This window comes from Pseudomonas sp. GV085, from assembly GCF_003050925.1.
Classification (GTDB): domain Bacteria; phylum Pseudomonadota; class Gammaproteobacteria; order Pseudomonadales; family Pseudomonadaceae; genus Aquipseudomonas.
The window spans coordinates 62,380-83,777 of sequence record NZ_QAOV01000003.1; the positions used below are offsets into that span (position 1 = coordinate 62,380).

Genomic DNA, 21,398 nt, shown 5'->3' on the forward strand with positions numbered 1-21,398 from the left:
GACCAATGACCCCGCTTGCTATAGAATCGGCCCCTTCCCGCGCCCAGGAGCGAAGATGGACATCAAGCAGCTGAAATTCCTCATCGCGCTCGACGAAACCCGCCATTTCGGTCAGGCCGCCGCGCGCTGCCACATTACTCAACCGACACTGTCGATGCGCCTGCGCAACCTCGAAGAAGAACTCGACCTGCCGCTGGTCAATCGCGGTCAGCGCTTCGAAGGTTTTACGGCGCCGGGCGAGCGAGTGCTGGCGTGGGCACGCACGGTGCTGGCGGCGTACGACGGCTTGTACGCCGAGGCGGCCGCCTGTCGCGGCAATCTGGTCGGTACGTTGCGTCTGGGCGTGGTGCCGCTGTCGAGTTTCGATCCGCTGCCGCTGTTGCAACGCCTGCATGCCGAGCATCCGAACCTGCGCTTCGAGCTTTCAGCGCTGAGTTCGGAGCAAATACTCGAACAACTGGCGAACAATCGCCTGGACCTCGGTGTTTCCTACCTGGAGCGCCTGGACACCGAACACTTCGACTCCCTGGCCTTCAGCGAAACCCGCATGGGGCTGCTCTACGACCAACGCTTTTTCAGCTTTGGCGAGGCGCCGCTGAGCTGGGAATCATTGATCGAACTGCCACTGGGCATGCTCTCCAGCGGCATGCATTTTCGCCAATCCATCGACCACAACTTCCACAGCCGCGGCCTCACCCCACAGCCGCTGTTGCAAACGGATGCCGTGCATCAACTTTTACAAACTGTGCACGGTGGTTTGTGCTGCGCCGTGATGCCGTTGGACGGAGGTCTGGAAGAGCTGACCGATCATCTGCGCCTGCAACCGATCGAAAACGCCCAGACCGTGGGCCGGCTGGGGCTGATCATGCGTCGCAGCGCGCCACGCTCGGCCTTGGCGGAGGCCTGTTTCGCGATTTATCGACAATCGTTGCCCAGTGCTTGATCGACAGTATCTATCGGTACATCAGTACTAACGATTAGACGTGACAAGTTGTCACGCCTAGTCTTAAAGCTGATCAAACCGTCGGTGATGCCATGAACACCAAGCGCCCAGTCTGCGCGGCGCCTGCCCTCGAAACGCCCGCGCCCGCCGCCAGCCAGACATACAGTTACAGCAACCTTGCAGACACGGAATCGACCAGCACCGCGCTGGCCGAGGAAGTCGCGTTGGCGATTGCCTACAACGGCATCAGCCAGGCCGTCATGCTGGTGACACCCACGGACCTCGAAGACTTCATTGTCGGTTTCAGCCTGGGCAGCGGGATCATCGAGGACGCCACTGATATTTATGACCTGCAACTGACCGGCTCTGGCTCGGCGCAATACGCGCAAGTGACCATCGCCAACCGCGCCTTCTGGAACCTCAAGCAGCAGCGTCGGCAACTGGCCGGCACCAGCGGTTGCGGGCTGTGCGGTGTGGAAGCAGTGGAGCAGGCACTGCCCGAGCTTCAGGTGTTGCCTGGCGCACCCTTGCCGCCTGCCGAATGGCTCGACGGCCTGCGCCAGCGCATCGGCGCGTTCCAGCCCCTTGGCCAGCACAGTGGTGCGGTACATGCCGCGGTGTTCATGAATGATCAGGGCGAGTTGCTGCTGGGTCGCGAAGACATCGGTCGGCACAACGCCCTCGACAAACTGATCGGCGGATTGATCCGTCAAAAGATCCCGACCGCTGGCGGGCTGGCGATCGTCACCAGCCGCTGCAGCCTCGAATTGATCCAGAAAGTCTTGCGCGCCGGCATCCAGACCCTGGTCAGCCTGTCGTCGCCCACGGGCCTTGCCGTGCAATGGGCCCGTCGCCACAACCTCAACCTCATCCATCTGCCACAGAAGAATGCACCGCGGGTCTACAGCCCAACGTTGGAGAAACAAGCGTGAGTCAACACCGTCAAGCCGACCAGACACCTGTCCCTCGCTACAAGCCCTACAAAGGCCCGGCCGGTGGTTGGGGCGCACTGATCAGCGTCGCCCAGGCCTGGTTGACCAGTGACAACGCGCTGAAAAACCTGCGCATGATGCTCAAGACCAACAAGAACGGCGGCTTCGACTGCCCCGGTTGTGCCTGGGGTGATTCCAAGGAAGGCGGCATGGTGATGTTCTGCGAGAACGGTGCCAAAGCGGTGAACTGGGAGGCGACAAAACGCCGGGTCGACGCAAAGTTCTTCGCCAAACACAGCGTCACCGCGCTGCTGGAGCAAAGCGACTACTGGCTCGAATATCAGGGGCGCCTGACCGAGCCGATGAGCTACGACGCCGAAACCGACCGCTACAAGCCGATCAGCTGGGACGACGCGTTCGCGCTGATCGCCAAACACCTGAACGGCTTGTCGAGCCCGGATCAGGCCGAGTTCTACACCTCGGGTCGGGCCAGCAACGAAGCGGCTTTTCTCTATCAGCTGTTCGTGCGCGCCTATGGCACCAACAACTTCCCTGATTGCTCGAACATGTGTCACGAGGCCAGCGGTGTCGCGATGTCGCAAAGCGTCGGTGTCGGCAAAGGCACTGTGACCTTCGACGACTTCGAACACGCCGACGCGATTTTCGTCTGGGGCCAGAACCCTGGCACCAACCACCCGCGGATGCTCGAGCCGTTGCGCGAAGCGGTGAAGCGCGGCGCTCAGGTGGTGTGCATCAACCCGCTCAAGGAGCGTGGCCTGGAACGTTTTCAGCACCCGCAGCATGCGATCGAAATGCTCACCAACGGCGACAAGCCAACCAACACCGCATTCTTCCGCCCGGCTCTGGGCGGCGACATGGCGATCATGCGCGGTATGGCGAAATTCCTCCTGCTGTGGGAGCGCGATGCGCAGAAAACCGGCGCCCCGGCAGTGTTCGACCACGACTTCCTCAATGAACACTGCGTCAATGTGCTGGAGTACCTGGCGGTCATCGACGACACCCCGTGGGAGCAAATCGTCGAGCAGTCGGGCCTGACGCTGATAGAGATCGAACAAGTGGCGCGCCTGTACGCCAAGGGCAAGAACGTCATCATGTGCTGGGCCATGGGCATCACCCAGCACCGGCATTCGGTGGCGACCATCCAGGAAATCGCCAACCTGATGCTGCTGCGCGGCAACGTCGGCCGGCCCGGTGCCGGTCTATGTCCGGTGCGCGGTCACAGCAACGTGCAGGGCGACCGCACCATGGGCATCAACGAGTGTCCGCCAGTGGCCTTCCTCGATGCCTTGGAGCGTCGCTTCAAGTTCAAGGTGCCGCGCCACAACGGCCACAACGTGGTCGAGGCGATTCATGCGATGGCTGAAGGCCGGGCGAAAGTCTTTATCGGTCTGGGCGGCAATTTCGCCCAAGCGACGCCGGACAGCCCACGCACGTTCCAGGCCCTGCAGAACTGCGACCTGACCGTGCAGATCAGCACCAAGCTCAACCGCAGCCATTTGATCCACGGCAAGGACGCGCTGATCCTGCCGTGTCTGGGCCGCACCGACATCGATATCCAGGCCGAAGGCCCGCAAGCGGTGACGGTGGAAGATTCGTTCAGCATGGTCCACGCCTCCAATGGTCAATTGCAGCCGCTGTCGAACCAGATGCGTTCGGAACCAGCGATCCTGGCCGGCATCGCCGCCGCGACCCTGGGCAGCCACCCGGTGGACTGGAACTGGCTGGCGGCCGATTACCGTCGCATCCGTGACCTGATTGCCGAGACCATTCCAGGCTTCAAGGACTTCAACGAGAAGGTCAGGAATCCGGGCGGTTTCTACCTGGGCAGCAGTGCCGGTGCGCGCAAGTGGAACACTGCGTCGGGCCGGGCCAATTTCAAGCCAAACATCCTGCCCGAGGATCTGGTGCACGAACGCACCCGCGCCACCGGAGTGCTGCCGGATCTGATCATGCAATCGATGCGTTCCCACGATCAGTACAACACCACGATCTATGGTCTCAACGACCGTTATCGCGGCGTGAAGGGACAGCGCGATGTGTTGTTCGTCAACGAAGCCGACATCATCCGCCTGGGCTTCAAGCCGGGGCAGAAGGCGGACATCGTTTCACTCTGGGACGATGGTGTTGAACGTCGGGTAAAAGGCTTCACGCTGCTGGCGTTTGATATCCCGGCCGGGCAAGCGGCGGCCTACTATCCGGAAGTGAACCCGTTGGTGCCGCTGGAAAGCATCGGCGATGGCAGCCATACGCCAACATCGAAGTTTGTGGCGATCCGGTTGGAAGCGGCGAGTGAGACCGGGTTGATCATGGCCAGGTCTGCGTAATGTGTTGTCTTGACTGGCCCCATCGCGAGCAGGCTCGCTCCCACAGTTTTTTTCTGTTGTTCACACAATCTGCGTTCGACTGAAATCCCTGTGGGAGCGAGCCTGCTCGCGATGGGGCCAGACCAATCACCAAAAACTCCGGACCCTGCACTTTCCTTTCGCCCACAAAAAAGGCCGTTCTCTCACGAAAACGGCCTTTGCCAAGTAGTAAAAGACCGGCAAAAAAACGTTAAGTTCCGCCCGAAAAACAGTAACTTGCAATATTGTATACAGGTCGTGTTATTCGTCGGATTTCGATTGTCACGCCCATTCCAGAGCCTCAGGATCGCGCCGTCATCCCCTTGAGGTTCCTCCATGAAGTTCTCCTCCATTCTCTTGTTGTCCCTTGGCCTGGTCAGCGGTATCGCGTCTGCTGGCGGCACCACCGAAGCCGGTGTAGGCGGCGCATTGGGCGGGGTTCTAGGCTCGGTCGTCGGTCAGTCGTTAGGCGGCAGTACAGGTTCCACCATCGGCGCAGCCCTGGGTGGCGCGGGTGGTAGCGCCGTCGGCGCAAACAAACACAGCCGTGGCGAAGCAGCCCTTGGCGGTGCGTTGGGCGCAGCAGGCGGTAACGTGGTCGGCCGCAGCATGGGCGGCACGACCGGCAGTCTGATCGGCGCTGCAGCAGGCGGCGGTGCCGGTGGCGCACTGGGTAACCACATGGGCAAAGATTACGATGATGAAGACGGCGGTCATCGTTCGTATCGCGACCATGACGATCGTCGCTACTACCGTGACGACCATCCGGGCCGCGGCCATGCCTATGGCCATCGCAAGCACCACCACAGGTATTACCGCGACTAAGGCCTCGAGCGCCTCGCTGGTGAGTACATCAAGAATCGCAGCCCAAGGGCTGCGTTTTTTTTTAGCCTTACTGAACCACCAGACACTCCAGCGCCCCGCGCAACCCTGCCGGAATCGCCACGGGTTGATTCGACGCACGATCGACAAACACATGCACGAAGCGCCCTGCCGCGCAGGCTTCGTCTTCCCCTTGCTTGAACACCGCCAGTTCGTATTGCACCGAACTGTTGCCCAGCTTGCCCACCCGCAGACCGATCTCGATGCGGTCCGGGAAGGCAATGGAAGCAAAGTAATCACAGGCCGAGCTCACCACGAACCCCACCACCTCACCGTCATGGATATCCAGGCCGCCGACTTCGATCAGGTAGGTGTTCACCGCCGTATCGAAGAAGCTGTAATAGGTAACGTTGTTGACGTGACCGTAGGCGTCATTGTCGTGCCAGCGGGTGGTGATGGGTTGGAAGTGCGGGTAGTCGGTGCGTTGGATTGCCGGGTTGGACATCAGTGTCAGTTCCTGGAGTGAGTCCTGCAGTCTAAGGTGAAACCGCGTTATCGTTCTTCGCGAGCAGGCTCGCTCCCACATTATTTGATCTTCGGTGAACACAGATTTTGTGTATGACCGATATCCAATGTGGGAGCGAGCCTGCTCGCGAAGGCGCCCTCACAGGCGCAACATCAATCACTTGTCAGCAAAGCCCTTGCCAGCCGCCGCCAGCTCACCAATCACCCGCGCCGGTTGCCAGTGATCGCCCTGACGCGTCTCAAGGTCCATCAAGCGCCGGTGAATGTCCGCCAGTCCCTGCTGATCCGCCCAGGCCATCGGCCCGCCCTTGTCCGCCGGGAATCCGTAACCATTGAGGTAGACCAGATCGATGTCGTGAGCCGACCCGGCAATGCCCTCCTGAAGGATCTTCGCACCTTCATTGACCAGTGCCAGCAAGCAGCGCTCCAGAATTTCTTCCGGGCCGATTTCGCGGCGATGGAACCCCAACCCTTCGCTGACTTCCAGCACCAGCGCATCCACCTGTGGATCGTGTTCGGCCTGGCGACTGCCCGGCTCATAGTGGTAATAGCCATTGCCACTCTTCTGGCCAAAGCGCCCCATTTCGCACAGTCGGTTATCCACCTGAACCTCTGGAGCGTCCTGCCCGACACCGGACAGTTGCCGGGCGCGCCACTGCAGGTCGACACCCACCACGTCGAACATGCGGAACGGCCCCATGGCGAAACCGAACCCTTGCAGCGCTGCGTCCACCTGGTAGGGATAAGCGCCTTCCAGCAGCATTTTTCGCGCTTCGAGCACGTAGGTATTGAGCATGCGGTTGCCAATGAAGCCGTCGCAATTACCCGCCACCACACTGACCTTGCCCATGCGCTGGCCGAGCGCCAGTGCTGCGTCGAGAACTGCCGGTGCAGTCTGCGCGCCACGGACGATTTCCAGCAGCTTCATGATGTGCGCCGGACTGAAAAAGTGCAGGCCCAGGACCTGCTGCGGGCGACCCGTAACCGCAGCAATGGCGTCGATGTCCAGCGCCGAAGTATTGCTCGCCAGAATCGCTTCAGGTTTGAGCAGGCCATCGAGCTCGCGGAAAATTTTCTGCTTGAGCTCAAGGTTTTCGTACACCGCTTCGATGACCAGGTCGACATCGCGGATGGCCGTATAACCAACCGCCGCCGTAACGCGCGCCACACGGGCGTCGGCTTCGCTCTGGTCAATGCGGCCCTGGCGCACGTTGTGGGCATAGGTGTCCGCCACGGTGACCAGCGCCTGCTCCAGCATCTGCGGGTTATTGTCGAGCCACTGCACGGCCACTCCGGCGTTGGCCAGGCACATGACAATGCCACGGCCCATGGTGCCCGCGCCGATGACGGCGGCGCGCTGAATATTCAACGGTGTCTGGCTCATGTTTTGTTCTCTTGTTGGCGATCCGAAGACAGCCATCACCATAGTCAGACACCGCGATTTTTTGAAATTTATTCCTGTGATGAGCAACATTCAGCGGATGGATGTCGCCTCGAAGGCACCGCCGATCCCTGTGGGAGCGAGCCTGCTCGCGAAGGCGGTGTGTCAGTTGCCATCACTGTTGAATGTGCCGGCGTCATCGCGAGCAGGTCGGATCGCCGCACCGTCGCTCCCACATTGACCGTGTTTCAGCCTGCCAGATGTTGCTCGGCCCACTCCCGCACCCCGGCATACGGATAATCTTCCAGCGCCGCAAACCCGGGAATCGACCGCGCCTTGAGCTTGGTGAACAATGGCACGCTGATCCCGCACAGAAACCGTGTCACGCGTTCAGCCGAGGGCACGTTGCCCGTGTGCTGCTCGTGCCTGTGGATAAAATCGCCACACAGCGCCTCGAAATTTTTATCCACAAGCGCCGGCAACTCCGGTGGTGCGGGCAACCGCGCCACTTGCCCGTGACACACCGAACAATGCCCGCATTTCTGCGGTGCATTGTGGTCACCGAAATACTCGGCCAGGCGATAACCCAGGCATCGGTCGGTGGCGAACAGATCCAGCATCGCGTGAATCCGCGCGACTTCGGTGTGCTCATGCCGAGTGAAATAGCCGTGCAGCTCCTCGCTCAACGCGACGTTGTCGAACCCGCTTTGCAGCACGCTGTAGACTTCGGTCATCTGCTTGCTTTCGAGCTCCACCCAGCCCTTTTCCTGGAAGTAATCCAGCGCCTTGACCACCCGACTGCGCTCGGCCTTGTGCTGCTCGTACAACGCCTCGAAATTCACCGTGGCCCAGGTCCTGGCGCGGCTGGAAGTCTGGATGATCGCAGCGACAAAATCCCTGCGCTCGCCTTCGAAACGCGCCAATAGCGCCTCGGGCTCCAGCAAATACTTGAAACGGTACTCGGCGTAGTACGCGTAGCGCGGGGCGATCAACCCGCGCAATTCGAGTTGCACCAGCAAGGTCTTGAGCGGCAACTGACGAATATTGCTCTGATCGGCCAACGGTCCCAGCAGAAACTCCCACTGGCCTTCGGGTGCTGCGACATGCATTTCGTCAAGCACGCAACGGATGCCATCCAGCTCGGGCGTGTCGCCGTAGACGAAATTCTCCAGCACGTTGAGGCTGTCGCGGTTGGCCAACACCAGGCAGTCCGACGGCTGCCCGTCACGCCCGGCGCGGCCGATTTCCTGGCTGTAGTTTTCGATGGATTTTGGCAGGTCGAAATGCACCACGTTGCGGATGTCACTCTTGTCGATACCCATGCCAAAGGCAATGGTGGCGACGATGCAATTGGACTGCCCGCCCATGAAGCGACGCTGGATCGCTTCCCGTTGCTCATGGGGCAAACCGGCGTGATAAGCCTCGGCCTGAATGCCGTTGCGGTTCAGGTGTTCAGCTATGTGCTCGGCGGTTTTCTGCAAAGTGACATAGACGATGCCCGGCTGGTCCGGACGCTGGCTCATCCATTCGACCAGGCGCCTGCGCTTGTCCGCTCCGCGAACAGGCTCCACCAGCAAATTCAGGTTCGAGCGATAGAAACCGGTGGTCACCACATCGGCGGCGGCGATGGCGAATTTCGCCTGCATGTCGGCGATGACCTTTGGCGTCGCCGTTGCGGTCAGCAGCAGCACCTGCGGGATGTTGAACTGGCGTTGATAGTCGGGAAGCTTGAGGTAGTCCGGGCGAAAGTTATGACCCCATTCGGAAATGCAATGCGCCTCGTCCACCACCAGTAGCGAGATCGGCACCTGCTGCAGAAAGTGCCGGAAGCGCTCGTTCTTCAGGCGCTCCACGGAGATCATCAAAATCTTCAGCTCGCCGGATTTGGCCCGGGCCATGACGTCGCTGGCGTCGTCGCGGCTCTGGGCCGAATCGATACTGCCCGCCGAGATACCGTGGCGTTGCAGGAACGCCAGCTGATCCTGCATCAACGCCAGCAACGGCGAGACCACCAGCGTCAGGTGCGGCAGCAACAGCGCTGGCAATTGGTAGCAAAGGGATTTGCCGGAACCGGTGGGGAAAATCGCTGCCGCCGAACGCCCGTCCAGCACGGCACTGACGGCCGCCTCCTGACCGGGTCGAAATTGTGGATAACCGAAAACCTGTTCCAGGGTGTTGTGCATAAGCTGTCACTCCGTTGACCACTGCAGAGCCAAAAGACTAGTCGGCGATCGCAGCGAATCGAGAAAAGGTTGGGGCATAAACGATACGGGATGATACAGCCTCAACGCAGCCCTGCTGGCGCCACAGATTGAAACACACAGAGCACTTTGCCACCTGACGCCCCGTCTCCCCCCACAGGTATGGTTCACCCCCTACACCCGTAACGCTGCGCGAAGTCTTCATGACAACAGGAGGCCTGATGTGCGCGGCCCCTGCCGAAGGACCGACCATGTTTCAACGAACTGTTTTTCCATTTGCTCTGTTGCTGCCAGTGCCGCTGCTGCTCAGTGGATGTCTGACCACGCCCGAAAAGCCCGGAATCAAACCAGACATATTCGAAACAGCTGAGTATCAGGCCCAAAAGGGGTTGGCGGTCATCCAGGCATCACACCTGTACGCACGTGGCGGCACCGGCCAAGGCGTCCCCGTCGCATTGATTGACTCGGGCCTGAACGCCGAACTGCCAGAATTTCAAGGCCGGGTCCGCGACCCCGGCTTTGACTATGTCGAGAATCGTCCCGGCACCCATGATCGCGTTGGCCACGGCACTCAAATGGCCGGCATTCTGGCCGCCAACAAAGACGACCAGGGTATGCACGGCGTTGCGTTCAACGCTCAACTGATCCCCTACCGTTTCGGTGACGACAACGAACCCTTCTTTTTCGACAGTGAAATTTCCCGCTCCTGGCAAGCCGGGTTCGATCTCGGTGCGCGCATATTCAACAACTCGTGGGCCAATGCCATTCCAGCAACGGAAATCACCGAAGCACGTTACAAACAGGTCATGCCCGAGTCGCTGACGAGCGCGCGAAACCTGGTTCAGCAAGGCGCGGTATTCGTGTTTCCGACCGGTAATGAACTCAAACGAGAGCCTCTTGCAGAGCCGGGTTTACCCCTTGCCATCCCTGAGTTGGAAAAGGGCTGGATCGCCGTGGTTGCATTGAAAAACGATGGCAGTGCCATCAATGGCAAATCCAATTATTGTGGTGTCGCAGCGGCCTGGTGCATCGCCGTTCCTGGTGGTGACTCAGGCGCAGACCAGGGATTGCTGACCACTGGCAAGGACGGCAAATACGTCCAGACTGCCGGTACGTCCCCCGCCGCCGCATTGGTCAGTGGCGCGATGGCGGCAGTCCAGAGCCTGTACCCCGAAATGAGTGCACAGCAAGTGCGCAACCACTTGCTTGAAACCGCAAACCGGACCGGTCTCTACGCCAACAGTGAAGCCTACGGCCGAGGATTGCTCGACCTTGATGCGGCGTCGCGACGCTGAAGATCAAATGTGGGAGTGAGCCTGCTCGCGAAGAGGCCAACACTCCCACCGCAAAACTCGAAATACCCGACATAGTCCGAGGCCCCCTCTACCGAGATTTACTGCGAAGCGGCTGAAAACGCCGTAAGCGTTTTTACCCCTCGCCATTTCACGTTGAAAACCCACCACCGACGTGTAGTCCCTTTCCTTAAAAAATGACAAAATCCTTACAACGCCTGTCGATCTCAGCCGTCTTGTCCCCCAACGCCATACCCTCCTATAGTTTCCAGCGCGGCTGAAAACAGTGTCTCGGCCTGCCGGGAACACTTGCCGATTTCGCACAGGACCCACTCAATGAAAACCCCCGACTCACTGACAGCCCGCTACCACCCACTCAAGACCCGCTACAGCGAAACCCCGGTGCTGGTCATCGATACCGAGGCCGACCCCATCGAGATCCTCGATGCCGCTCGACAACGCATCCGCGCCGCCAGCGACCTGCTCGAAACCCTTTATTGCACGTGTTTCAATCATGCCGAAGCGAGCGACATCCCCAAGATCGTCAGCGCCCTGTACCTGCTGACCCAGGACGGCAACGACATGCTCGACATCGCCCGGCAACGCTTGCCGAAACTCACCGGCTGAAGCACCACCACAATCCCCTGTAGGAGCTGGCTTGCCAGCGATGAACGATAACGCGGTGTACTGCGGACATTTATGTCCTCGCAGTGCATTGCCATGGCGGCTGTGTGCGGGACGCCTTCAGGCGAGCCGGGAGTTCTACAGCACTAATTACACCACGTAACGAATGAAGTTCCCGCCCCCACCTTTATCCCCTCCCGCCAACCCCCTACATTCACCTCCAACGCCTCTCCCATCATCCCGACGGGAAGGTCACTGGAGTTTCCCTCATGCCTTTCGTAACCGTACGCATCACCCGCGATGGCGTTACCACTGAGCAGAAAGCTCAGGTGATTGCCGAAATCACTGAAACACTGGAACGCGTCCTCAATAAACGCCCTGACCTGACCCACATCGTGATCGAGGAAGTCGATACCGATAACTGGGGTTACGCCGGCATCACCACCACCCAGTACCGCAAGCAACTGGCTGAGGCAGAGGGGAAGTCATGACGTCCTCCGTCACCATCGATTTCATCTCCGATGTGGTGTGCCCCTGGTGCGCACTGGGGGCGACGGCGCTGGAGCAGGCGATCGAGAACGTGGCCGGGGAAGTCTCGGTCGAGCTGACCTACAAGCCGTTCGAGTTGAACCCGAACATGCCGGCCGAAGGTGAGCAAGCGGTCGAGCACCTGATGCGCAAGTACGGGAGAACAGCCGACGACATCGCCGCCGGCAAGGCTATGCAAATCGCACGCGGCGAGGCCATCGGCTTCAAGTTCGATCTGGAGAAGCGCACGCACTTCTACAACACCTTCGATGCGCACCGTTTGTTGCTGTGGGCATTGCAGGAAGGCCGGCAAGTCGAGTTGAAGAAGGTACTGCTACGGGGCTATTTCAGCGAAGGCCATAACCCGAGCGATCACCAGGCGCTGGTGTGTCTGGCGACTGAAGCGGGGCTGGATGGGGCAAGTGCACAAGAGGTGCTGGCGTCCGGCGCGTTCGCCGATGAGGTGCGAGAGCTTGAAGCGTACTACCGGCAGCACGGCATCAATTCGGTCCCTGCCATGGTGCTGAACGGTCGACACCTGGTGTCCGGCTCGCAATCGGTCGAGTACTACGAACAGATGTTGAGACAAATGGCCAAGGCACCGGCCGAAGCCTGATTGCAGATTTTCTAACCCATTCTTTATTGTCAGAGGTATTCATCATGAGCATTTCAAAAAAAGTCATCGTAATCACCGGCGCGTCCCAAGGTCTCGGCGACGGAATGGTCCAGGCCTTTCGTGAACTCGGTTACCGGATCGTCGCCACATCGCGCTCGATCAAGCCGTCCACCGATCCGGACATTCACACCGTGGCCGGTGACATCGGCGAGCCGGAAACCGCCCAACGCGTCATCCGTGAAGCGATTTCCCGTTTCGGTCGCATCGACACCCTGGTCAACAACGCCGGGATCTTCATCGCCAAACCGTTCACCGCGTACACCGCAGAAGACTACGCCAATGTGCTGTCGGTGAACCTCAATGGCTTCTTCTACATCACCCAACTCGCCGTCGCCGAGATGGAAAAGCAGGGCAGTGGCCACGTCGTCAACATCACCACCAGCCTGGTGGACCACGCCATCGACGGCGTGCCATCGGTACTGGCATCGCTGACCAAGGGCGGCCTCAACGCAGCAACCAAATCCCTGGCCATCGAATACGCCAAGCGCGGGATTCGGGTGAACGCCGTCAGCCCGGGCATCATCAAGACCCCGATGCACGGCGAAGAAACCCACGCAGCACTGGGCAATCTGCACCCGGTCGGGCACATGGGCGAGATCGATGATATTGCACAAGCAGTGGTGTATCTGGACGGCGCCAAGTTCGTTACCGGCGAAATCCTGCATGTGGATGGTGGTCAGAGCGCGGGGCACTGAAAGCGGTTTTTTAAACCCCGGAAACAACAAAGCCCCTGCATTTTTGCAGGGGCTTTGTTTTGTATGGTGCGGCACCAGACGAACGGTAGCTTGCTGCGAGGCCAGGTTTTCTGCGGATCTGGAATTCGCTGGAAAATTCGGCGTACCCCAACTAGTAACTATAAATAAATCAGCTAGTTATGGCGTTCGGTGGAATCGAACTCGGGATTTTTTAGAGGTCAGCACGTTGTCAGTCTGCAAGTAATTCAGAGCCACATACGGAATGGTAAGCCTCCTGAACTCGAACGTTGTCGATTATCCCCTCCGTAGAGAATAGGCAGGAATCCGCCAAAAACTGCCGTGGTGACAGACAGCAGACGGCCAATTGCTGCCTGTCAACAACGATCCCTGTGACGAACCACCTTACAGGTTCAGGAATGGGCGTTGCGTCATCAGGGCGGTTAGTACCGATAAGTGGCCTGAACCGAAACCCCATTCGCACTGTTGTCGTAGTTGGCACTGTATTCCGGTTGAAGACCTGAGTTGTTCGATTGCTTTACCGAGACTTTGGAATCCCAGAGATAACCGTAAGCAAAGTCGATCGTCAGATCGGGATTCGGCGAATAAGCACCGCCCAAGGTCACGGCTTGGCGATTCCCGACCGGAACGCGCACGCTGCGATCGGCGTTCCTGATGGGCGACGGGTCATAGGCGTAGCCTGCGCGCAGTAGCCATTGCTGGTTCAATTGATAAGAGGCACCCAGAGCACCAGACCAGGTGTCACGCCAGTTCATTTCTTCGGTCACACTTCCCAGGCCAGCTGCCTGGCCCAGGGGGGAAAGACCGCTGTTGAGGGCCTCAACCTTCTGGATCCGACTCCAGCGTTTCCAGGTAGCTCCCAGGTAACCCGTCCAGCGACTGTTGAAATGATGGGTGATGGACGTATCCACGGATTCGGGCATCGTGAGATCTATCTTGTTGTCATACTTTCCATCCAGCGAAATAAAGCTCGGGGAGCCGGAAACCTCAGTATGCCCTTCAAGTTCATAGTCCACCTTCGAGTGATAGTTGATCCCCCAGCTGGTGGCCTCGGTAAAGTCAATCAAGATGCCGACGTTGTAGCCAAGTGCGGTGTCATCGCCTTTGATGGTGACCAGCGTGTCTTCGCCGTTGTTCAGGGCGCCGGTGGCCAGGTAGTTCTGAAGCTTTGCATTGAAGCGGTTTATGGTCGGTCCGCCACCAATGGACACGTAATCATTGATCCGCCAGGCAATGGTGGGCTGCAGGGTGATCTCCTTGGTCGTGCTATAGGAACCATGGTAACGGCCTTGAAAACTGCTCTCGTAATCATTGATCAGACCACTCGGAGCATACAGGCCCAGACCCATCGAAAAACGATCGTCAAGCGGCGTCGACATGTAGGCAAAGGGCACAACCCCCAAAGGGACCGAGTCCCCTTTGTTCGTTCCCGGGGCACTGCTCTGCGCGTCACTGATGTCATCGCTCACCGAGACGACCGCGGCTCCGCCGGAAATCTCGGTACGTTTCAATTTGGTCAAACCTGCAGGATTTCCAAAGATAGTGCTGGCGTCCAGCGCAGAAGACGATCTCCCCGCATAAGCAGTACCCGCACTGCTTGCACTTTGTTCATTTAAGGCAATGCCATTGGCTAGGACGCTTGTGGAAGCGCTGAGTATTGCCACGACACCTGCGAATTTAGTCCAGGCAGACACTTCTCCCACGACTGAGAGATACATGATTGCACGGTTGCTCAGTTTCATTTCCCACCTCGTATTGTTTTTATTGATTGGTGCGCAGGCAAAGCTTCACCTTCCGGTGCACTTGGCAGTGCCGGTTGGCGTTCATCGATGTTGTGAAAAGGTCCCTGTAGAAGGCACCTTGTAGCCCGATTCGCCGGCGTGCTCTGCTGCAGATGCTGCCTTGCGAGGTAATGACAAATAGCGCGGTGAGCGCGCGGAGCTACGCCGGCAACTAGCTCCGATCACGGGCGATCAGAACGCGCCTGAAGTTCCGTTATGCGCCAAAGCCGTGAGAAATCCCTCTAGCCACTCATGGCGCTGCCGGTAGGCTTCATCCGTGACATGGCCATAAGGGCAGTCGAAGAGTGTTCGGCCGGAAAGTCCCGACTCGAATCCGACATCAAAAGGCTTTTTCTCTGCCTTAGTGCTGAGCTCCTCAAGTTCATGAAGGGTGATGATCATGATCATTCCTCGTGTAGCCCAGAAGGGCGTAATTGGTCGGGCAGAAGATAAGAAGGGGCTTGAATCCGCTCCAAGGTTTCTATTACCGATCGGCAACACTTTACTTATTGCAGGCAAGGGCGCCTCACCGGAGAACTGTTCGTTGATCCAGTTCTCCTACTACTATTATTGCCAGAGTTAGATTGTTCGGTGGCTAGAAGCTATATATGATGACCCCTTCTCCGTAACGGATACCAAGTTGATGGAGACTAGAAGGTATTTAACTAATAGCCCGACAGATTCTTAATAATGGCTCTGCGCGTGCGCTGTGGCAGAAATTTAGTCACGGCACGCATCAGTCGAGGACGCCAGGTATCAACTTCCCAATGAACGCCCCTTCGGTTCTGCACGGCTTTCCATACTGTTGCAGTAACATCGCTGGCTTTTAGATGAATACCTACCGAGTCGACGATATTTCCATGTGCCGCATCCATCATTGGCGTAGCCACAAAATTTGGCATCACGTCACATACATAAATCCCGTATCGATCCCACTCGATGTTTAAGGCCTCAGTAAATCCTTTTACCCAAAACTTGCTGGCTGAATATGATGCCTCGCTTGGTACGCCATATTCAGAACTGAGGGAACACATGTTAATCATCGCCGGCTCCGCGCTTTCCTTAAGGTACGGGAGCGCATGGAAGGCACCAATCTGTATCCCCTTAGCATTGACATCGGTGACCGAGAGGTGTTTCTCAAGAGTCACTTTCTCAAAATCATCGATGAAGGCTATGCCTGCGTTGTTGAACAGCACATCAATGGCACCGCCGCTCTCGGACGCAAACTCACTTAACACGGCGGCAAACTCATCAGATTGAGTAACATCTAGACGACGATAGAAATGACTTCCACCAAGTTTCTTTTTCAGCATGACAAGGTCTGTCTCACTGATGTCTGTCGCTGCGACTCGGTATCCCTGCTTAGCAAAAAACAAGGCCGTTTCGGCACCAATTCCTTTGCCCGCGCCTGTGATGAATATAGTAGGTTTATTGTTCATCTTAATGTCCATGTGTAAGCCGCTTAAGCGGAGCAAACTTGCTGACTGCCCTCTGAGCTTGGCACTGAGAGTAATAAATCAGTTTATCTGCACAGGGCAGTTATTTTTCCATCTTGCGAATCAGCGCATGAATTCTTTTATCACGGTCCAAAGTCAAATCCGTGAGCAGATTAAAGATCCCTCGAAGAATAGAAATGGGGATCCACCGGCGCGGACAGTTAATTCGGGCAGAACGAGTCTGAACCCCCTTGACGACTGCCTCCGCGATTCTCGCTGGCTGAATAGGCGCTCTCAACACACTTGGGTACGCCAGCTTCACAAGCTCAGTGGCTTCTGCATTCCCCCCAAAAGCGCTCTTGGCGATCGCTGTCGATACCCAACCTGGGTAAAGAACACCTGCAGTAGCACCTGTCCCTGCAAGTTCAGCCCGAAGAGAGCGGCCGAACATCTCTACACCAGCTTTGGACATGGCGTAGGGCGCATTCACCACCCCATTGACGAACGCATATACGGATGACGTGACTAGGACATGACCATTGCGGGCGCAAATCTGGGGCAGACACGCACGCACCGTCCGCCAAACACCCAATAGGTCGACCTCAACGACTCGTTCGAATGTCGCCTCGTCCATATTTCTGATGGTCGTGGGCGGATCACAGGCGATACCCGCATTAGCGAACACGACGTCGATTCCACCAAAGGTCTCTACAGCCCTCGCAACCGCTCGATCCAAATCTTCGCGGGAGGTGACGCTCGCGAATATCGCTAGAGTTCGTGGGCCAAGCTCCGTTGCAAGCTCTTGGATAGCGTTTTCTGTTACGTCCAGCAGTACAACCTTCGCGCCGACGGCATGCATTGCTCGAGCGGTTGCGGCACCAATGCCTCCGCCCGCGCCAGTAATTAATACGACCTTATCCTGCAAATGAAACATGTTCATATCTCGATATTGTTATTGTTGGGCAGACAGCGATGGCGCTAAGTCATGCAGCGTGGAAGCGTGCGGCTCCGCGTGAGACGCGACGCTTTAGAAAGGAAATTTGCTTCTGGATGACATGCTCGAAGGCCTCCCCGACATAGATGTCGAAATGTCCTTCCTTGCACATATGAATTTCAGCGTCAGGAGCCCTTTTGGCATGGCGCAATGTGGGGCCTGTAGGTGCGACGCTATCTGTTTCGCAGATGCAAAATAAAATTGGGCAAAGAAGCTTCGGGGTCTTTTTCCCCGGCCTATAGAGCCCGATAGCCAGCGCAAATCGAGCCGCTACGTAATTCTTGAAAGGGTATTTAGCGGGTACCAATCCAAGATACCCAGACTCCGCATCCGGTGCGGTCATAAGCGCCGCAGACCACTTTGGCCCAGCTAATTTGGCGGTTACAGGCCCGGCACCAATTAGAGAGCAAGCCACGTCGGCGACACCCCATGCGGTCAATTTGAGCGAAGTGAACAGGTCGACCTTTAGTAATGACGCCAACCCATCAGTAAAAGGGCACTGGGCCATCACAGCTGCGATCTTTGCATCAGCCGCTGCGGTGTAGATCACGTGCCCGCCGCTAAACGAAGTGCCCCATAGGACTACCTTTGCGGCATCCAAATCGTCATGGGTTCGAGCATAGGCAACGGCTGATCGCCAATCCTCCTGCTGACGCTTGATGTCCAGCAGTTGCCTAGGTTCGCCTTGGCTTGCACCAAAGTTGCGGTAGTCGAACACCAGGCATGCGTATCCGGCCTCACAGAAGCGCTCGGCAAACGCTTCTAGGCGCATTTCTCGTACGCCACCCAGGCCGTGAGCCATCACGATGACGGGATGTGGCTTAGGTTGTTCTGGCAGGTACAGCCAAGCGGCGCACCTTGCGTCGCCGGATGGAAAAGAGACATCGAGACGTTGGAACATGGCGGGTACCTTTGTTATTTTTTTGATGCTATTCCACTTTTGGATGAACATACAACAACCAATCGTCGTGTATACTCGCGCCATGACAAATTCCACGCCCTCTACTCCCGCTCCCACTCGCACCCAGCGCAAGGCTGAAGCCACGCGGCTAGCGATAATCCAGAATGCCGAAGCCTTGCTTTTGGAGGGCGGAGCGGCCGCTTTTACTCTCGAGGCCGTAGCTGAACGGGCAGATATTGCGGTGCAGACCATCTACAACAGGATTGGCGGGCGATCAGCTTTGCTTATGGCTGTTGCTGAACGGGCCTTTGAGGAAAACAAGGTTTACATGGACGCAGCTTATGCGGCTGCCGGGACGCCCATGGAGCGACTTTGGATCGTTGCACAGGGTTATTTTCGCTTCGCTTGTGAGCGGCCAAATGAGTTCCGCCTGCTCGCAGATCCCCCCAATGAGCCTGAAGCGGTCGCGCGAATGAGCGATTTGATAAGGCACCAGAACAGCAAGATGGAAGCAGCCTTACGCGATGGCATAGCTGACGGCACCATTGACCCCACGATAGACCCATGCCTGGCTGCCACCTCGTTATGGGCAGCTGCAAATGGCATCCTGAGCTTGTCTTGGCGGGCGGATGCAACTCCTATAAGTCAAAACGGAATGGAGCAGTTGTGGGCGCAATGGGTGAGTATTGTCGTCAAGGGCATCTCCATACGCCGTACATGATTCTTTGCAGTCCGTCATGAAAGAAGTGACTACCCCCGCTCCGGTAGACATCCCCGGCCATGCTGGATCGCCTCTGCTTTTGTAGTCACTCGATGACCGCTTTTGGCCGATTCTGTTGAAAAGTCGGTTCGCCCAAACAGTCTGGTCATTCACTGGTTAAATCGCCTTTTTTGCACGCTGCTACGTAAAGTCTGCGTCCGGAAGCCTCTGCCGAAAGCAAAGATTTAAATCTCGGACGCATACTTTTCTGCTGCGCAAACCATGGCCGACTTTTTCAACAGAATCGACCGGAAGCAGTCGTTCCTGGACGTCCGCTTCTGGCCCAGGCTGTGTAAATAAGCAGGCACCGTTTTAAAGTCTGCGTCGCTACGTAAAATCTGGCAGTCCTTGGTTAATCAGCAGACCTGAAATTTGCGTAGGAACGCGATTTCCGTTCTGGTTCTGAACCTCAATCCTGCGCTAAAACGTTTTTACACAGCCTCGGCCGTCTTCTGACATTCGTTTAGCGGTTGAACTGAAAGGGTTTTCCTAAGCGATGAGTGAGTAATTGCATGGTCAGCAAATAGTAATACCGCGTCGATTCAGCGTGCTGGTTTAGGTGGTGATTCAAAAACCACGCCAGGTGTTTTCTTTGCCAAGTCCATGGATTGTCGCGTTGCCAGCGCTCAGCGATTGCTGTTTGGATAGCCTTCGCCTGACGTAGGTGGCGTTGGCGGGTGGTATGCGACCCGGTCAGGACGCCTGACAGGAACAGCTCCATATCGAATGGCTTGCTCATGCTCGACCACCAATGTAAGCCGACACCACGTCGATACGGCCATGCCCCAGCTCATAGCTGATTTGTACTCGGGCATCCTGATCTAGGCGTCGGTCGAGTTGATAGCAATGGCCTCCGTTGATGGGGGCGGGATGGCGGGTGATTTGCTCATAGCGTTCGCACGCATAAGCCGCGCGCAGTTCGTGGAAGCCTTTGAAGTTGTGCGTATGGAGGATATCTCGGGCGGGGCGGACGATCCCCTGCAAGAAATCGAGGTAGCTTTCGTTCGGTGCCAGCAGGTTGCGGCCACCATCGGGCGAAACCTGTTCGGCAAACCTCAGAGCTTCTCGAATATGGTCATCTACCGTAATCCAGCGAGGTGCTGACGCACCGGATCGGCCGCCTTTGGTGCCGTCCTGGATGTTGATCTTGTCGTAGTGTTCGGCTTCACGCTTGAGTCGCGGTAGGTCGGCCAGAATCGCTTCGCGCAGACGCATGCCAGTGGCTCGCGTTAACTTAGCGATGGCCGCGGTGCGCGGCTGCTGATGTTTGCAAAGTACCTCTACGATCCGCTTCACGTGTTCGCGGTCTTGGCCTTGTGGCACCGAGCAACGAACGCTGGTGCGCCGCATTCCCAGCGCCTTGCTCGGACTCGGCACTTTCACATACTGATCACCGCGAAGCGCGGCCATGGTCCGGTTGACGCTGGACAACCGGTTTAGCGCGGTGGCGATGGCGAGCTCACCTTGGTCAACTTGCTGACGCAGATGTCCGGCGTAGTCCAGCAAGGTCTGCCAATTAATTTGCCGCGCATCGTTAAACCCCGGCCCTTCCTCCGACCGACACCAGCGTACAAACGCTTGCCACCGATCACTGTGCGCCTTGACCGTGCCGTAATGCCCGCCGCCAAACAGGTCTTTCAGTGCCTGCGGTCCTGCAAAGCTCAGTTGCCGGCCATAGCCAAAATTGCGCCCATCTCGTCTAGCTACTAATCCCATGACCATATTCCTCTCGAAGCCAAACCTTCGAAACCTTCCCCACGTCATCCCGCCAAGAATGCTGAGTGTTATCAGGGATCAAGGCCCCTGCGACCTGTGAGGGTTGTCCACTAACGCGGGACTGGCGGCTCTTTACGACCGGGAGCTTAGGCATCTCATAATCTGGCCTCCTGAGCACTTCCGCAGAAGTGGGCGGGTGGAGGCTGCACTGGCTGACGAGACCAGCGCCGCGAGATCCTGAGTCGGGTGAAGGCAGTGAGGCGACGACCGGGGCATACCTGACTGTCAGTCAGGTGCAGTCCATTCCGTGGGCTGCGGCACCATCATCGGCATCGCTGTTGCTGGTAACTTCGGTGTTTGTCACGCCGATTGTCACGAGGGGGAATGCCGCAAAGCCTTGTACGAGTTGGGCTGCAGCAGTGGTAGTAGCGCCCGTCTCTTTCCGGAAGAAAGAGACGGGCGCAGGTTGGCGCAATGAAATGGCCAAGCGGATAGGTTGCTGCAGGGCAGCGAAGTAAAGGGGCATCTGGCGCACGAGGGCCATGAGTAGAAGTGGCATCCATCACATGGGTAGTGACCGTGCGTGCTGCCGGACGCTAAACGCACTTGGGGAGAACCACCACGGTGTGGCGTAGCCTTAAAGGTCCTGGCTACCTGGGTCGCTGTCAACGACAGCGCTTTGCCAGATCTTTTCTACGCCTGTGGATAATTCGGGTCAAGGCTCGAATTTCCGGGAGTTCTGCGGCTGTGGATGAAATTATCCACCAGTGGAAATCAGTGGTTTTCCACAGACAGTTTGCGTGGGCTTTA

At 57.7% G+C, this 21,398-nt stretch carries 20 protein-coding genes; 10 read left to right on the forward strand and 10 right to left on the reverse strand.

The features are described from left to right. The first annotated feature begins 55 nt into the window (after window positions 1-55). From C8K63_RS07470 to C8K63_RS07485, 4 genes are all read left to right on the forward strand, one after another. A complete protein-coding gene (locus C8K63_RS07470; RefSeq protein ID WP_108216148.1) occupies window positions 56-943 on the forward strand; it encodes a LysR family transcriptional regulator in 888 nt (295 codons plus the stop codon). A gap of 92 nt (window positions 944-1,035) precedes the next feature. Beyond that, window positions 1,036-1,875, forward strand: coding sequence for a formate dehydrogenase accessory sulfurtransferase FdhD (gene fdhD, locus C8K63_RS07475; RefSeq protein ID WP_108216149.1), 840 nt, complete (start codon window positions 1,036-1,038; stop codon window positions 1,873-1,875). Further along, window positions 1,872-4,220, forward strand: a complete 2,349-nt coding sequence (locus C8K63_RS07480; protein ID WP_108216150.1) for an FdhF/YdeP family oxidoreductase — start codon at window positions 1,872-1,874, stop codon at window positions 4,218-4,220. Before fdhD ends, C8K63_RS07480 begins: the two co-directional genes overlap by 4 nt. A 354-nt stretch (window positions 4,221-4,574) precedes the next feature. Next, complete coding sequence (locus tag C8K63_RS07485; protein ID WP_108216151.1) at window positions 4,575-5,063, forward strand: glycine zipper domain-containing protein; 489 nt, start codon at window positions 4,575-4,577, stop codon at window positions 5,061-5,063. A 67-nt stretch (window positions 5,064-5,130) separates the two neighbouring features. On the opposite strand, the gene C8K63_RS07490 is transcribed toward C8K63_RS07485, so the two are convergent. From C8K63_RS07490 to C8K63_RS07505, 3 genes are all read right to left on the reverse strand, one after another. Then, window positions 5,131-5,565, reverse strand: a complete 435-nt coding sequence (locus C8K63_RS07490) for a thioesterase family protein (RefSeq protein ID WP_108216152.1) — start codon at window positions 5,563-5,565, stop codon at window positions 5,131-5,133. Window positions 5,566-5,742: 177 nt separating this feature from the next. After that, on the reverse strand, window positions 5,743-6,969 hold the full coding sequence (locus C8K63_RS07495) for a 3-hydroxyacyl-CoA dehydrogenase (protein WP_108216153.1): 1,227 nt from the start codon (window positions 6,967-6,969) through the stop codon (window positions 5,743-5,745). Window positions 6,970-7,214: 245 nt separating this feature from the next. Further along, window positions 7,215-9,149 (reverse strand): ATP-dependent DNA helicase RecQ, encoded by a 1,935-nt coding sequence (locus C8K63_RS07505; protein ID WP_108216155.1) that lies wholly within the window; start codon window positions 9,147-9,149, stop codon window positions 7,215-7,217. A gap of 239 nt (window positions 9,150-9,388) precedes the next feature. Between C8K63_RS07505 and C8K63_RS07510 the strand changes: the two genes are divergently transcribed. The 5 genes from C8K63_RS07510 to C8K63_RS07530 all read left to right on the forward strand — a co-directional run bounded on the left by C8K63_RS07510 (window position 9,389) and on the right by C8K63_RS07530 (window position 12,982). After that, window positions 9,389-10,462, forward strand: a complete 1,074-nt coding sequence (locus C8K63_RS07510; RefSeq protein WP_256594916.1) for a S8 family peptidase — start codon at window positions 9,389-9,391, stop codon at window positions 10,460-10,462. A 333-nt stretch (window positions 10,463-10,795) separates the two neighbouring features. Then, the gene (locus tag C8K63_RS07515; protein WP_108216156.1) at window positions 10,796-11,086 is read left to right on the forward strand and encodes a hypothetical protein; all 291 of its coding nucleotides are present in this window, start codon (window positions 10,796-10,798) and stop codon (window positions 11,084-11,086) included. Between the two features lie 266 nt (window positions 11,087-11,352). Beyond that, a complete protein-coding gene (locus tag C8K63_RS07520; protein WP_007972813.1) occupies window positions 11,353-11,574 on the forward strand; it encodes a 4-oxalocrotonate tautomerase family protein in 222 nt (73 codons plus the stop codon). Continuing rightward, window positions 11,571-12,227 (forward strand): DsbA family oxidoreductase, encoded by a 657-nt coding sequence (locus C8K63_RS07525; RefSeq protein WP_108216157.1) that lies wholly within the window; start codon window positions 11,571-11,573, stop codon window positions 12,225-12,227. Before C8K63_RS07520 ends, C8K63_RS07525 begins: the two co-directional genes overlap by 4 nt. 44 nt (window positions 12,228-12,271) lie before the next feature. Next, window positions 12,272-12,982 carry an SDR family NAD(P)-dependent oxidoreductase gene (locus tag C8K63_RS07530; RefSeq protein WP_108216158.1) on the forward strand — a complete coding sequence of 237 codons (711 nt, stop codon included), beginning with the start codon at window positions 12,272-12,274 and terminating at the stop codon, window positions 12,980-12,982. A gap of 440 nt (window positions 12,983-13,422) precedes the next feature. Here the strand turns inward: C8K63_RS07530 and C8K63_RS07535 are convergent, their stop codons facing one another. The 5 genes from C8K63_RS07535 to C8K63_RS07555 all read right to left on the reverse strand — a co-directional run bounded on the left by C8K63_RS07535 (window position 13,423) and on the right by C8K63_RS07555 (window position 18,112). Then, window positions 13,423-14,742: an outer membrane protein transport protein gene (locus C8K63_RS07535; protein ID WP_108216159.1), complete on the reverse strand. Its 1,320-nt coding sequence runs from the start codon at window positions 14,740-14,742 to the stop codon at window positions 13,423-13,425. 231 nt (window positions 14,743-14,973) lie between these two features. Continuing rightward, window positions 14,974-15,183 (reverse strand): hypothetical protein, encoded by a 210-nt coding sequence (locus C8K63_RS30320; protein WP_158273936.1) that lies wholly within the window; start codon window positions 15,181-15,183, stop codon window positions 14,974-14,976. A 263-nt stretch (window positions 15,184-15,446) separates the two neighbouring features. Beyond that, window positions 15,447-16,220: an SDR family oxidoreductase gene (locus tag C8K63_RS07545; RefSeq protein WP_108216483.1), complete on the reverse strand. Its 774-nt coding sequence runs from the start codon at window positions 16,218-16,220 to the stop codon at window positions 15,447-15,449. Between the two features lie 100 nt (window positions 16,221-16,320). Continuing rightward, on the reverse strand, window positions 16,321-17,157 hold the full coding sequence (locus C8K63_RS07550) for a short-chain dehydrogenase/reductase (RefSeq protein ID WP_230138893.1): 837 nt from the start codon (window positions 17,155-17,157) through the stop codon (window positions 16,321-16,323). 43 nt (window positions 17,158-17,200) lie between these two features. Beyond that, complete coding sequence (locus C8K63_RS07555; RefSeq protein ID WP_108216161.1) at window positions 17,201-18,112, reverse strand: alpha/beta hydrolase; 912 nt, start codon at window positions 18,110-18,112, stop codon at window positions 17,201-17,203. Between C8K63_RS07555 and C8K63_RS07560 the strand changes: the two genes are divergently transcribed. Then, on the forward strand, window positions 18,111-18,833 hold the full coding sequence (locus tag C8K63_RS07560) for a TetR/AcrR family transcriptional regulator (protein WP_108216162.1): 723 nt from the start codon (window positions 18,111-18,113) through the stop codon (window positions 18,831-18,833). The two genes, C8K63_RS07555 and C8K63_RS07560, sit on opposite strands and share 2 nt — an antisense overlap. A 502-nt stretch (window positions 18,834-19,335) precedes the next feature. Here C8K63_RS07560 and C8K63_RS07565 read toward each other — a convergent pair. Then, a complete protein-coding gene (locus C8K63_RS07565; protein WP_108216163.1) occupies window positions 19,336-19,611 on the reverse strand; it encodes a hypothetical protein in 276 nt (91 codons plus the stop codon). Then, complete coding sequence (locus tag C8K63_RS07570; RefSeq protein ID WP_108216164.1) at window positions 19,608-20,588, reverse strand: integrase domain-containing protein; 981 nt, start codon at window positions 20,586-20,588, stop codon at window positions 19,608-19,610. The genes C8K63_RS07565 and C8K63_RS07570 overlap by 4 nt, the downstream gene beginning before the upstream one ends. Window positions 20,589-21,398: the final 810 nt, after the last annotated feature.

Coding starts and splice junctions, on each gene's coding strand:
- C8K63_RS07470 (WP_108216148.1), top strand. CDS start 56: ATGGACATCAAGCAGCTGAAATTCCTCATCGCGCTCGACGAAACCCGC.
- fdhD (WP_108216149.1), top strand. CDS start 1,036: ATGAACACCAAGCGCCCAGTCTGCGCGGCGCCTGCCCTCGAAACGCCC.
- C8K63_RS07485 (WP_108216151.1), top strand. CDS start 4,575: ATGAAGTTCTCCTCCATTCTCTTGTTGTCCCTTGGCCTGGTCAGCGGT.
- C8K63_RS07490 (WP_108216152.1), bottom strand. CDS start 5,565: ATGTCCAACCCGGCAATCCAACGCACCGACTACCCGCACTTCCAACCC.
- C8K63_RS07495 (WP_108216153.1), bottom strand. CDS start 6,969: ATGAGCCAGACACCGTTGAATATTCAGCGCGCCGCCGTCATCGGCGCG.
- C8K63_RS07505 (WP_108216155.1), bottom strand. CDS start 9,149: ATGCACAACACCCTGGAACAGGTTTTCGGTTATCCACAATTTCGACCC.
- C8K63_RS07510 (WP_256594916.1), top strand. CDS start 9,389: ATGTGCGCGGCCCCTGCCGAAGGACCGACCATGTTTCAACGAACTGTT.
- C8K63_RS07515 (WP_108216156.1), top strand. CDS start 10,796: ATGAAAACCCCCGACTCACTGACAGCCCGCTACCACCCACTCAAGACC.
- C8K63_RS07520 (WP_007972813.1), top strand. CDS start 11,353: ATGCCTTTCGTAACCGTACGCATCACCCGCGATGGCGTTACCACTGAG.
- C8K63_RS07525 (WP_108216157.1), top strand. CDS start 11,571: ATGACGTCCTCCGTCACCATCGATTTCATCTCCGATGTGGTGTGCCCC.
- C8K63_RS07530 (WP_108216158.1), top strand. CDS start 12,272: ATGAGCATTTCAAAAAAAGTCATCGTAATCACCGGCGCGTCCCAAGGT.
- C8K63_RS07535 (WP_108216159.1), bottom strand. CDS start 14,742: ATGAAACTGAGCAACCGTGCAATCATGTATCTCTCAGTCGTGGGAGAA.
- C8K63_RS30320 (WP_158273936.1), bottom strand. CDS start 15,183: ATGATCATCACCCTTCATGAACTTGAGGAGCTCAGCACTAAGGCAGAG.
- C8K63_RS07545 (WP_108216483.1), bottom strand. CDS start 16,220: ATGAACAATAAACCTACTATATTCATCACAGGCGCGGGCAAAGGAATT.
- C8K63_RS07550 (WP_230138893.1), bottom strand. CDS start 17,157: ATGAACATGTTTCATTTGCAGGATAAGGTCGTATTAATTACTGGCGCG.
- C8K63_RS07560 (WP_108216162.1), top strand. CDS start 18,111: ATGGCGGGTACCTTTGTTATTTTTTTGATGCTATTCCACTTTTGGATG.
- C8K63_RS07555 (WP_108216161.1), bottom strand. CDS start 18,112: ATGTTCCAACGTCTCGATGTCTCTTTTCCATCCGGCGACGCAAGGTGC.
- C8K63_RS07565 (WP_108216163.1), bottom strand. CDS start 19,611: ATGAGCAAGCCATTCGATATGGAGCTGTTCCTGTCAGGCGTCCTGACC.
- C8K63_RS07570 (WP_108216164.1), bottom strand. CDS start 20,588: ATGGGATTAGTAGCTAGACGAGATGGGCGCAATTTTGGCTATGGCCGG.